Annotated in this window: 11 protein-coding genes; 5 read left to right on the top strand and 6 right to left on the bottom strand. The window is 74.0% G+C overall.

Features of this window, described 5'->3' with window-relative positions; translation table 11 throughout:
• Positions 1 to 14: 14 nt before the first annotated feature.
• Positions 15 to 1,010, bottom strand: a complete 996-nt coding sequence (gene bioB / locus ACLQ3B_RS31565) for a biotin synthase BioB (protein WP_425784319.1) — start codon at positions 1,008 to 1,010, stop codon at positions 15 to 17.
• 167 nt (positions 1,011 to 1,177) lie between these two features.
• Between bioB and ACLQ3B_RS31570 the strand changes: the two genes are divergently transcribed.
• From ACLQ3B_RS31570 to ACLQ3B_RS31585, 4 genes are all read left to right on the top strand, one after another.
• The gene (locus tag ACLQ3B_RS31570) at positions 1,178 to 2,314 is read left to right on the top strand and encodes an 8-amino-7-oxononanoate synthase (protein ID WP_425784320.1); all 1,137 of its coding nucleotides are present in this window, start codon (positions 1,178 to 1,180) and stop codon (positions 2,312 to 2,314) included.
• Between the two features lie 114 nt (positions 2,315 to 2,428).
• On the top strand, positions 2,429 to 3,154 hold the full coding sequence (gene bioD, locus ACLQ3B_RS31575; protein ID WP_425784321.1) for a dethiobiotin synthase: 726 nt from the start codon (positions 2,429 to 2,431) through the stop codon (positions 3,152 to 3,154).
• Between the two features lie 54 nt (positions 3,155 to 3,208).
• On the top strand, positions 3,209 to 4,780 hold the full coding sequence (locus tag ACLQ3B_RS31580; RefSeq protein WP_425784322.1) for a sensor histidine kinase: 1,572 nt from the start codon (positions 3,209 to 3,211) through the stop codon (positions 4,778 to 4,780).
• On the top strand, positions 4,780 to 5,457 hold the full coding sequence (locus ACLQ3B_RS31585; RefSeq protein ID WP_425784323.1) for a response regulator: 678 nt from the start codon (positions 4,780 to 4,782) through the stop codon (positions 5,455 to 5,457). The genes ACLQ3B_RS31580 and ACLQ3B_RS31585 overlap by 1 nt, the downstream gene beginning before the upstream one ends.
• A 33-nt stretch (positions 5,458 to 5,490) precedes the next feature.
• Here the strand turns inward: ACLQ3B_RS31585 and ACLQ3B_RS31590 are convergent, their stop codons facing one another.
• From ACLQ3B_RS31590 to ACLQ3B_RS31610, 5 genes are all read right to left on the bottom strand, one after another.
• On the bottom strand, positions 5,491 to 6,312 hold the full coding sequence (locus ACLQ3B_RS31590) for an ABC transporter permease subunit (RefSeq protein ID WP_425784324.1): 822 nt from the start codon (positions 6,310 to 6,312) through the stop codon (positions 5,491 to 5,493).
• Positions 6,309 to 7,241 (bottom strand): ABC transporter ATP-binding protein, encoded by a 933-nt coding sequence (locus tag ACLQ3B_RS31595; protein WP_425784325.1) that lies wholly within the window; start codon positions 7,239 to 7,241, stop codon positions 6,309 to 6,311. The genes ACLQ3B_RS31590 and ACLQ3B_RS31595 overlap by 4 nt, the downstream gene beginning before the upstream one ends.
• 89 nt (positions 7,242 to 7,330) lie before the next feature.
• Entirely contained in the window at positions 7,331 to 8,179 is an 849-nt protein-coding gene (locus ACLQ3B_RS31600) for a polysaccharide deacetylase family protein (RefSeq protein ID WP_425784326.1), read from the bottom strand.
• 35 nt (positions 8,180 to 8,214) lie between these two features.
• The gene (locus tag ACLQ3B_RS31605) at positions 8,215 to 9,393 is read right to left on the bottom strand and encodes a cytochrome P450 (RefSeq protein ID WP_425784327.1); all 1,179 of its coding nucleotides are present in this window, start codon (positions 9,391 to 9,393) and stop codon (positions 8,215 to 8,217) included.
• Positions 9,394 to 9,402: 9 nt separating this feature from the next.
• Positions 9,403 to 10,071 carry a class I SAM-dependent methyltransferase gene (locus tag ACLQ3B_RS31610; protein ID WP_425784328.1) on the bottom strand — a complete coding sequence of 223 codons (669 nt, stop codon included), beginning with the start codon at positions 10,069 to 10,071 and terminating at the stop codon, positions 9,403 to 9,405.
• 150 nt (positions 10,072 to 10,221) lie between these two features.
• Between ACLQ3B_RS31610 and ACLQ3B_RS31615 the strand changes: the two genes are divergently transcribed.
• On the top strand, positions 10,222 to 11,115 hold the full coding sequence (locus tag ACLQ3B_RS31615) for a hypothetical protein (protein ID WP_425784329.1): 894 nt from the start codon (positions 10,222 to 10,224) through the stop codon (positions 11,113 to 11,115).
• The last annotated feature ends 13 nt before the right edge of the window (positions 11,116 to 11,128 follow it).

Below are 11,128 nucleotides of genomic sequence, written 5' to 3' on the forward strand. Positions count from 1 at the left end.
CTCACCGGTTCAGCTCAGAGGGTCGCGGACAGGGCCTTGACCGGCATCTTCAGCTCGTCCAGCAGCTCCAGGTCGGCGGTCGCCGGTCGACCCAGCGTGGTCAGGTAGTTGCCGACGATCACCGCGTTGATGCCGCCGAGCAAACCGTCGCGGGTGCCCAGGTCGCCGAGGGTGATCTCGCGACCACCGGCGTATCGCAGGATGGTGCGCGGCATGGCCAGCCGGAACGCGGCGATGGCCCGCAACGCGTCCTTGCCCTCCACCACCGGGCGGTCACCGAGCGGGGTGCCCGGCCGCGGGTTGAGGAAGTTGAGCGGCACCTCGTGCGGGTTCAACTCGGCCAGCTGAGCGGCGAACTCGGCCCGCTGCTCGACGGTCTCGCCGAGGCCGAGGATGCCACCGCAGCACACCTCCATGCCGGAGTCGCGAACCATCCGCAGCGTCTCCCAGCGCTCCTCCCACGAGTGCGTGGTGACCACGTTGGGGAAGTACGACTTGCAGGTCTCCAGATTGTGGTTGTAGCGGTGCACGCCCATGTCGACCAGGTCGTCGACCTGCTCCTTGGTGAGCATGCCCAGCGACGCGGCGACCTGGATGTCGACAGCCGCCTTGATGGCGGCGACGCCCTCGCGCATCTGCTTCATCAGCCGGGCGTCCGGACCGCGGACCGCGGCGACGATGCAGAACTCGGTCGCCCCGGTCGCGGCCGTCTGCTTGGCCGCCTCGACCAGCGACGGGATGTCCAGCCAGACCGAGCGCACCGGCGAGGTGAACAGACCCGACTGCGAGCAGAAGTGGCAGTCTTCCGGACAACCGCCGGTCTTGAGCGAGACGATCCCCTCGACCTCGACCTCCGGGCCGCACCAGCGCATCCGCACGTCGTGAGCGAGCTGGAGGGCGGCGGGCAGGTGCTCGTCGGGCAGGTTCAGCACGGCGAGGATGGCGGCCTGATCGAGGCCGACACCGTCACCCAGGACCTGGGTCCGGGCCTGGTCGAGGATCTCTGGCATGGCTCGTACCCTACTAGGCCTGTGACAGGGCCCCCGGTCGAGCCGGAATGCCCTGGCAGTTGGTGGGCAGCTCACACCGAGTGGATTCGTCGGACCGATGGTGGCGGGTGGTAATTTCGCCCGGCGGGTGTCGGGCTGACCGGCACGCACAGCGGGGGAGGGTTACGGTGGCGGACTGGCTGGCGGCGCTCGACCGCCGCGCACAGCTGCGGGCGAAGGCCGGGCTCACCCGGCGACTGCACCCGCGTCCCGCCGATGATCAGATGACCGATCTGGCCGGCAACGACTACCTCGGCCTGGCCACCCACCCGGAGGTCACCGCCGCGGCCACGGCGGCCCTCTCGGCGTACGGGCTGGGGGCGACCGGGTCGCGCCTGGTCCGGGGCTCCACCGACGCGCACCGGGTGCTGGAGGAGGACCTGGCCCGCTGGCTGGGCACCGACGGCGCCCTGGTGTTCTCCTCCGGCTACCTGGCCAACCTCGGTGCGCTGCGGGCGCTCGTCCAACCTCGAACGCTGCTCGTCTCCGACGCGCACAACCACGCGTCGCTGATCGACGGCTGCCGCCTCTCCGGTGCGGAGACGGTGGTCACCCCACACGCCGACGTGGACGCGGTCGCTGCCGCGCTCGCTGCCGCTCCCGGCCGCCCGGCGGTGGTGGTGACCGAGTCGGTCTTCTCGGTCGACGGCGACCTCGCCCCGCTGGCTCGGCTGCACGCGGTGGCCCGCCGGCACGGCGCGCTGCTGCTGGTCGACGACGCGCACGCGCTGGGCCTGACTGGCCCGGCCGGCGCGGGCGCGGTGGCGGCCGCCGGGCTGGCCGGCGAGCCGGACGTGGTGGTCACCGCCACCCTGTCCAAGGCGCTCGGTGGCGCGGGTGGCGTTGTCGCCGGTCCGGCCGAGTTCGTTAGGCACCTGGTCGAAACCGGGCGCACGTTCATCTTCGACACGGCACTCCCGCCGGCGGTCGCCGCCGGTGTGCACGCCGCGCTGCGGCTCGCCCAGGCCGGCGACGACAGGCGCGCCGAGTTGTCCGACCGGGTGGGGCTGGCGGTTGGTCGACTGCGGGCGGCCGGGCTGACCGTCTCCGCCCCGGACGCGGCGGTGATCTCGGTGACCGCCCCCGGGCCGGAGGCGGCGACCGCCTGGGCCGCGGACTGCCGGGACCGGGGCGTCGCGGTGGGCTGCTTCCGGCCACCATCCACCCCGGACAGCCGCTCCCGGCTGCGCATCACGGTCAGCGCGGGGGTGCCCCGGGCGGCGTTCGAGCGGGCGCTGGACGTCATCGTGGACTGCGCGCCGTGAGCGCGAGGAGTGAGCCGGGTTTGCGAGCCCCGCAGTCGCGAACCGAGGTGGCACCGTGAGCGCGAGGAGTGAGCCGGGTTTGCGAGCCCCGCAGTCGCGAACCGAGATGGCACCATGACCGCGTGGGCGGGGCCGGTTCTGGTTACCGGGACGGACACCGAGGTCGGCAAGACGGTGGTGACCGCGGCGATCGCGGCCGCCGCGCAGGCTGCCGGATTACGGGTGGCGGTGGTCAAACCGGGTCAGACCGGTACGGCCGGCGGTGAGCCGGGCGACGTGGACGCGGTGAACCGGCTGGCTGCGCCGCTGACCGGTCGGACCCTGGCCAGCTACCCGGACCCGCTGGCTCCGTTGGCCGCCGCGCGGGTCGCCGACCTGCCGCCGCTGGAGTTGTACACGGCGGTGGACGCCGTCCGCGCGGAGGCCGACAAGCACGACCTCGTGCTGATCGAGGGCGCGGGCGGGTTGCTGGTGCCGATGGGGCTGCGGCCGTCGGGGGAGCCGTGGACGATGGCCGACCTGGCGGTGTCGCTGGGAGCGCCGGCGGTGGTGGTCGCCCGCGCCGGGTTGGGCACGCTCAACCACACCGCGTTGACCCTGGAGGCGCTGGACCGCCGGGCGGTGCCGGCCGGTGTGGTGATCGGTGCCTGGCCGGCCCGGCCGGAGTTGGTGCACTGGACGAACCTCACCGATCTGGTGCCGAACCTGCTGGGCGCGCTGCCCGACGGCGCGGGCGCGATGGACCCGGGTGTGTTCCGGCGTTCCGCGCCGGGTTGGCTCACCCCGGCCCTGCACGGCGTGCTCGACGACTGGCGGGTCTGGGCCGAGGAGAGCGGCTGAACACCTGACTTTCGTCGGTGTCCGCCCAGGTCGGGCGTGGGTAGCCTGACCGCCGTGCGGATCCTCGACTCCACGCCGCCGGGTTGGCTGCACCGGCGGCGTCGCCTGCTGCTGGACGTGCTGCTCTGGGCGGTGATGGCCGCCCCGGTCGGCTACGCCGAGGCCAGCCCGCCCTATTCGCGGTACACGGTGCCGCTGCTGGTCGGCAAGCTGTTGCTGGTCGGGGTGGCGGTGGCGGCGGGTCGACGCCGGCCGTTGGTCGCCCTGGTGCTGGTGGTGCTCGGGTCGTTGTTCGATGGCAACTTCGTCTTCGCCATTCCGGTCTTCAGCTATCTCGCCGGGCGGCGCAGCCCCACGGTGGGTCCGGCGATCATGGCCTTCGTGCTGATCACGGCCGGTGGCACGGCGCTCAACCTGGGGCTGCTCGGCGCCGGCGCGGCCACCTGGTTCCTGCTCGCCTCGGTGCTGCTCTTCGCCGCCGTGTTCCCCTGGTTGGTCGGCCGGTACCGGCGCCAGCAGCAGGAGTTGACCGACGCCGGGCGCCGGCACGTCGACGCGCTGACCCGCGAGCAGCGGGGTACCGCCGAGCGGATCCGACTGCGGGAGCGGGCCCGCATCGCCGGGGAGATGCACGACTCGCTCGGTCACGACCTCAGCCTTATCGCGTTGCGCGCCGCCGCCCTGGAGGTCGCCGCCGACCTGGACGACAGGCACCGGGCCGCGGCGGGGGAGTTGCGGGCCAGCGTCTCTGCCGCCACCGAGCGACTGCACGAGATCATCGGGGTGCTCCGCGAGGAGGCGGGCGGGTCGGTGCGGCCGAGCGGGGAGACCGTCGCCGACCTGGTCGACGGTGCCCGGGAGGCCGGCATGGCGGTACGGCTGGACGCCGCCCCGGCGGTCGCGGACCTACCGGCGATGACCGGTCACGCGGCGCACCGGATCGTTCGGGAGGCGCTGACCAACGCGGCCCGGTACGCGCCGGGCGCCCCGGTCGACGTGCGTCTCATCCGCGACGCTGACCGGGTCGAGGTGACAGTCGTCAACGCCGCTCCGGCCGCCGGGCCGCTGCCCGCCCCACCGTCGCAGGGCAGTGGGCTGCTCGCCCTCGCCGAGCGGGTCCGCCTCGCCGGTGGGACGCTCAAGGCCGGCCACCGGGCCGACGGCGGGTTCACGGTACGGGCGGTGTTGCCAGCCACCGCGCCGCCGCCCGAGGCGATCGGGTCGGCCGCCGAGGCCGGGCTGACGTCCTGGCCCGACGAGCGGCCCGGTCCGGTGGAGCGGCCGGTGGACGCCGAGCGGCGGCTGCACGACGCCCGGCGGCGGGTTCGGCGCAGCCTGCTGGTGGCGCTCGTCGCGCCTGTCGGCTTCGCCCTGGTGCTCTCGTTCGTCTACTACCCGGTGGCGACCGCGGGGACGGTGCTGGACCGCGCCACCTTCGACCAGATGCGCGTCGGCGCGACCCGGTCGGAGCTGGTCGGGCTGCCCCGGCGGCAGTTGGAACGCCCCACGCCGGTGGACCGGGCCGGCTGCGAGTACTACACCGACGGCAACTTTCCCCTCGCGGAGCCGACCTGGCGGCTCTGCTTCACCGATGGTCGACTGGTCAGCAAGGAGCGGATCGTCTAGTGGACACCGACACGACGGGTGCACCGCCGATCCGGGTGGTGCTGGCCGACGACGAGGCGATGATCCGGGCCGGTGTCCGGGCCATCCTCGCCAGCGATCCCGGCATCGAGGTGGTCGCCGAGGCCGGCGACGGGCACGCGGCGGTGGAGTTGGTCCGTGCCCACCGACCCCGGGTCGCGCTGCTGGACATCCGGATGCCGCGGCTGGACGGGTTGGCCGCCGCCGCCGAGATCCGGCGGGTCGTGCCGGACACCGCGACGATCATGCTGACCACGTTCGGCGAGGACGACCACGTGGCCCGGGCGCTCGGGCACGGTGCCAGCGGGTTCCTGCTCACGGCAGGTGACCCGCGTGAGCTGATCGCCGGTGTGCACGCGGTCGCCGACGGTGGGGCGTACCTGTCGCCGAGGGTGGCCCGCCGGGTGATCGAGCTGGGGGCTGACCGGATGGCCCGTCGACCCGCCGCCCGGGACCGCACGGCCGGGCTGACCGAGCGGGAACGGGAGGTGCTGGCCCTGGTCGGGGCGGGCCTCTCCAACGCCGAGATCGCCCGCCGCCTGCACCTCGTGGAGGGCACCGTGAAGAGCTACCTGACCAGCATCTTCACCCGGTTGGATGTGCGCAACCGGGTGCAGGCGGCGATCCTCGCGTACGAGGCGGGGTTGGTCGACGGCTGAGCGGGGGCCGAAACCCTCGCTCAGCCGCACGTCTTACGCGTCGCGGCGGCGCAGGGCGGCCCGGCCCAGCAGCAGTGCCGCGGCGGCCCACCCGGCGAGCAGGAGCAGCCCGACCAGGGGCGGGTACGGCTCGGTGTCGCCGGCCAGGAAGTGCCCGCCGGCCACGCCGGGGAACACGTCGGCGATTCGGTTCAGCACCTCGATGTCCGGCTCCTGCAACGACAGCGGCACGATCATCAGGGTGGCGAGGAGCACGGTGAGCGTGAGCACCGCGCTGCGTAGCGCGGCGCCGAGGCCCAGGGCGAGCACACCGACCAGCGCCAGGTACGCCGCCACCGCCACGATGTCACCGATCGTGCCGGCGGCCGGGGCGCTGCCCCACTCGCCGAGCACCGGCCGGGCGACCAGGGCGCCGACGCCGCCGAGCAGCAGCCCGAGCGCGAAGGTGACCGTGCCGGCGACCGCGGCCTTGGCCAGCAGCACGCGACCGCGGGACGGGGTGCACTGGAGCGTGGTCCGGATGGTGCCGCTTGTGAACTCGGCGGTGATCGCGAGCAGGCCCAGCGCCAGCACCACGTACTGGGTCAGCTCGACCGAGCCGATCAGCACGCTGCCGACGGTGACGATCCCCCGGTCGTCGGTCGGGTCGTCATTGGTGTTGTCGTTGGCGGCGTAGATGGCCAGTTGACCGGCGCTGGCTGCCATCACCAGCAGACCGGCCAGCGCGGTCCACCAGGTGCTCCGCACCGAGGAGAGCTTGGTCCACTCGGCGGCCACGGCCCCCCGGAAGGTGGCCGGGGCACCGGCGGCCGGCGTGTTGGCGGGTCGGGTGCCCGCGTCGGTCTGCGTGCTCATCGTTGCCCACCCTCGGTCGGACCACCTGCGTACTCGACGCTGTCGGCGGTCAGCTCCATGAACGCCTGCTCCAACGACGCGGCGTGCGCGCTCAGCTCGTGCAGTCGTACCCCCAGCTCGTGGGCCAGGTCCCCGACCTGGTCCGCGGTGACGCCGGTGACGGTCAGCTCGTTCCGGTCGGCCGCCTCGACTGTCGCCCCGGCGGCGGTGAGGCGCGCGGTGAGGGCGGCCAGCCCGTCCGGGTGCGGGCTGCGGACCCGGACGGCGACCGTGCTGCGGGCGATCACCTCGCCGATCGGCGCGTCGGCGAGCAGCCGTCCCCGGCCGATCACCACGAGCTGGTCGGCGGTGAGCTGCATCTCGCTCATCAGGTGGCTGGAGACGAAGACCGTCCGCCCCTCGTCGGCCAACGAGCGCGTCAGCTGCCGCACCCAGCGCACCCCGTCCGGGTCGAGGCCGTTCACCGGCTCGTCGAACATCAGCACCGGCGGGTCGCCGAGCAGCGCGCCGGCGATGCCGAGCCGTTGGCCCATGCCGAGGGAGAGCGTCCGCCCCGGCTTACCGGCGGCCCGCCCGTCCAACCCGACGGTGTCCAACACCTCGTCGACCCGGCGGGTCGGGATGCCGTTGCTGTGCGCCATGGCCCGCAGGTGCGCCCGGCCGGAGCGGGCCGGGTGGATGGCCCGGGCGTCGAGCAGCGCGCCCACCTCGCGCAGCGGTCGGCGTAACTCCCGGTACGCGCGCCCGCCGACCAGTGCCTGCCCGGCGGTGGGACGGTCCAGCCCGAGGATCATCCGCATGGTGGTGGACTTGCCGGCGCCGTTGGGGCCGAGGAAGCCGGTGACCCGGCCAGGGGCGATGTCGACGGTCAGGGCGTCGACGGCGACGGTCGACCCGAACCGTTTCGTCAACCCACGTAATGTGATCATGCGCTGACGCTAGGCGAGCGACCTGTCGTCCCACTGCGGCCGAACGGCACCACCCACCCCTGACTTTCGTCAGGTCGGTCGCGGGCTGATCACTGTACGTACTGCTCCAGCAGTGCCGGGGTGAGCCCGGCCCGGTGGATAGCCTTCAACGCCGCGAGCAGGTCGTCCATCAGCGCCGGTCGGAAGTGCATGAGCAGCACGTCGCCGGGTCGGACCACCTTCTCCGGGGTCTGGTAGCGCACCTTCCCCTCGTGGACGGTCTCCGTCCAGTGGAAGACCGCCTTCGCGCCGCAGTCGTGCGCGGCCTTCAGCGTGGTGCTGTCGTACTCGCCGAACGGCGGGCGGAACAGCGTGGCCCGCTTGCCGAACAGCCCTTCCAGCCGGTCGGCGGCACCGCAGATCTCCTGCTTCTGATAGGCGTACGACCGACCGGCCAGCGACGTGTGCCGGATGGTGTGGTTCTCCACGACCCCGCCGGCCGCCTCGATCTGCCGGAAGTAGTCGGTGTGCTCGGCCGCCGCCGGTGAGTTGAGGAACATCGTGACCGGGATACGCGCCTCCCGGACGAAGTCGATCACCCCCGGCGGGCGGGCCAGCCCACCGTCGTCGATGGTGATGAAGGCGACCTTCTGGTCGGTCGGCAGGCGGTGCCAGAACGGGGCCGAACCGGTCGTGGGCAGCGGCACCGGCAGCGGCAGCGGCGCCTCGGGAAACGTCGGCACCTGGGACACGTACCAGGCCAGGCTCTTGAACGCGGGTTTCGCGGTCGCCGACGGCGAGGCCGAGGGGGTCGGAGCCGGGGCGGACGGGGTCGGCTGGGCCGCGGTGATCCGCCGGGCGTGGGCCGCGTGGCCCGGACCGACTGTGCAGGCAGTCAACGCCAGCAGGGCCAGAAGCGTTACGACGACAGGGATCCGACGGGTGGGGATGGCTGACACGCCCGGAAACATACCGAGCGGATGTCAGGATCCGGTCAGCCCGGTGTCCCGGGGGATCGGCGGACCACGAACGCGTCCGGCATCCGGAAGGTGAGATTGTCCGGGCACCAGGGCGGGCGGAGCACTGTCACCCCGTCCAGCAGCGGCGCGGCCTCGGCCACCACCACGGCCGCCTCCATCCGGGCCAGCACGTCCCCGACGCAGCGGTGCGCGCCCGCCCCGAACGCCAGGTGTCGGCGTGACCCACGCTGGGCCGGACGGAACTCGTCCGGCGACTCCACGACCGCCGGGTCCCGACCGGCGCGGCCCAGCCACAGCACGACGCTGCTGCCCGCCGGCACCGCCGTGCCACCCAGCGTGCTCGCCGTCGTCGCCACCCGCCGCCAGGTGACGATCGGCGGTTCCAGCCGCAGTCCCTCCTCCACCACGTCGGCCACCGCGACCTCGCCGGTGCGCAGGCCGGCCCGCACCGCGGGCTCGCCGGCCAGCCGGTGCAGCAGCAGGGTGAGGAACTGCGAGGTGGTCTCCTGCCCGGCGACCAGCAGGAAGAAGAGCGCGCCGACCACCACGTCCGGCGGGTGCCCGGCCGCGCGCAGGTCGGCGGCCAACCCGCCACCGACGGCCGCGAAGTCACGCAGTACGCGGTGGAACCGGCCCACCTCGGCGGCGAGCGCCACCTGCCGGTCGGCGTCCAGTGGCGCCCAGAACAACTCCAGCGCGGCGCGGGCGAAGTCCTTGACCGCGCCGACCGGCGCGTCCGGCAACTCCACCAGCCGGGCCAGCACCAGCAGCGGCAGGTCGGCGGCGAGGTCCGCGTACAGGTCGACCGGCGCGCCGGTGTCGAGCGTGGCGCCGATCCGGGCGACCCGGTCCCGGACCAGCGCGGCGAGCCAGGGGCGCTGCGCGGCGACCCGGGCGGGATGCAACGCCTCCGCGACGATCGCCCGGATCTGCGGATGGCTGACGCCCGAGTTGTTGGCCAGGGTCGGCGGCAGCCGGAACCGGTGCCCGGCGAGCACCCGCAGCGCGGTCACCGGCATCGGAGTCACCGCGTCCAGCGCGTTGTCCGGCCGATAGGTGACCGGGTCGGCGAGAACCTGACGGACCAGCGCGTGCCGGGTCACGACCAGGTGGGTGCCGCCGACGTGGTCCGGCACCCGGGCCACGTCCGGCCATGCGGGGTCGGCAACCTGCGCCCAGCTGCGGAACAGCACCCGGACACGCTAGCCGGACGCCCCCGGCAGCCCGGCCCGCAGCCGCCAGACGGTGGTGCGCTTCACCCGCACACTCTCCAACGCCTCCGGCACCGGCACGTCGTACGCGGCCACCTCGTCGAAGCGGTCGCGGGGCAGGAACGCCCGGCCGGGGTCACCGACCAGCGCCGGCGCGCCGGCCCGGGTGGCGCGCAGCAGGAACCGCAGGACCCGGCGGGCCATCGCGTCGCTGTAGAAGACGTCCCCGGCGAGCACCACCTCGGCGTCCCCGGCGTCGCCGTCGAGGATGTCGCCGAACTCGGCGTCGACGCGTACCCCGTTGGCCTCGGCGTTGAGGGCGACCGCCGCGACCGCCAGCTCGTCCACCTCGACGGCTCGCACCGACGCCGCGCCCGCGCGGGCGGCGGCGATGGCCACCAGGCCGGAGCCGGAGGCGAGGTCGAGCACCCGGCGGCCGGCGACCAGCTCCGGGTGGTCGGTCACGTGGCGGGCGAGGGCCTGCCCGCCGGCCCAGGCGAACGCCCAGAACGGCGGCGGCCGGTCGGTGGAGAACTCGCCCTCGGTCAGCTCCCACAGCCCGATCGGTTCGTCCGCCTGGTGCAGCCGCACCTCGGGAACGAAGGGAACCGGGGCCAGCCGGGCGTGCAGCCGGACGAACGTGCTGGAGAGCTCGGACACCACGTGATTCTCCCAGCGGCCCGAATCCCGGCGTGTCGCGGGGGAGTGGTGACCGGTTCACCACGGTCGGTGAAAACCCCCTCCGTCCTTGCCGTCCGGTGCGAACACACCCGTCTGGTCGGGCCGGTGCCCCGCTTCTAGCGTTGCGGGGTGGAGGCGACCGAACGGAGGGCGGCGGTGGTGACGGTGTGGCGGTATGCGCTGAGAGCAGGGGTGGTGCTGGCCTGTCTGAGCGGGGTGGAGCTGGCGGTGGCCGCCCCGGCACAGGCGGCCTTCACCACCGAGATGAGTGGGCTGCCGGGGCGGTTCACCGCCGGCGAGCAGGTGCGGACGATCTCCGCGGTGGTGTCCCAGACCGACCGACGCGCCGGGTGCGCGAAGGTGCGCTGGTCGATGGTGCTCAGCGTGCAGGGGGGCCTCCGGCTCGACCAGGTCAAGATGGACCGGGTGGAGGAGACCGGCGACTTCCCGCTGGAGATCCGTACCGAGGGTGACGTGGCCAGGTTGACCGACCGGCAACTCGACCCGGGCACGCTCTGCCCGGGCCGCACGGTCACGGCCCGCTACCGGGTGGCCTTCGCCGAGGACGTCACCCAGGGGCGGGTCACCCTCGCCGCCGAGGCGTACGACGCCAACCTGCGCCTGCTGGCCCGGCAGACCGCCACCCGCTCGGTGGTGGGGGTGGGCGGCGCCCCGACCGGCACACCGAAGCCGACGGCGACCCCGCCGGAGCCCACCGAATCCGCGAGTGCGCCGACCGAGGGCGAGACCACGGCGACGGAGGAGCCGGTGGCGGAGTACCCGGCCGACGCCGCGCCTCCGGCGGCCAGCCGTCCGGTCTCGCAATCCAGCGCGTTCGGCGTGGTGCAGCTCGCGTTCCTGCTCGGCGGACTGCTGCTCTTCCTCGGGATGGGGCTGCTGCTGCGACTGCGGCACCTGACCCGGGCCGCCGCCGGGGACGCCGACGAGGCCGACGACCCCCCGGTGGACCGGCGCTGGGAGCGCCCGGCCGCCGCCGACCCCTGGCGCCGGGCGCACCGCTGATCGGGGGCCGTGG

The sequence above is a fragment of the Micromonospora sp. DT53 genome (assembly GCF_049841535.1).
Taxonomy (GTDB): Bacteria; Actinomycetota; Actinomycetes; order Mycobacteriales; family Micromonosporaceae; genus Micromonospora.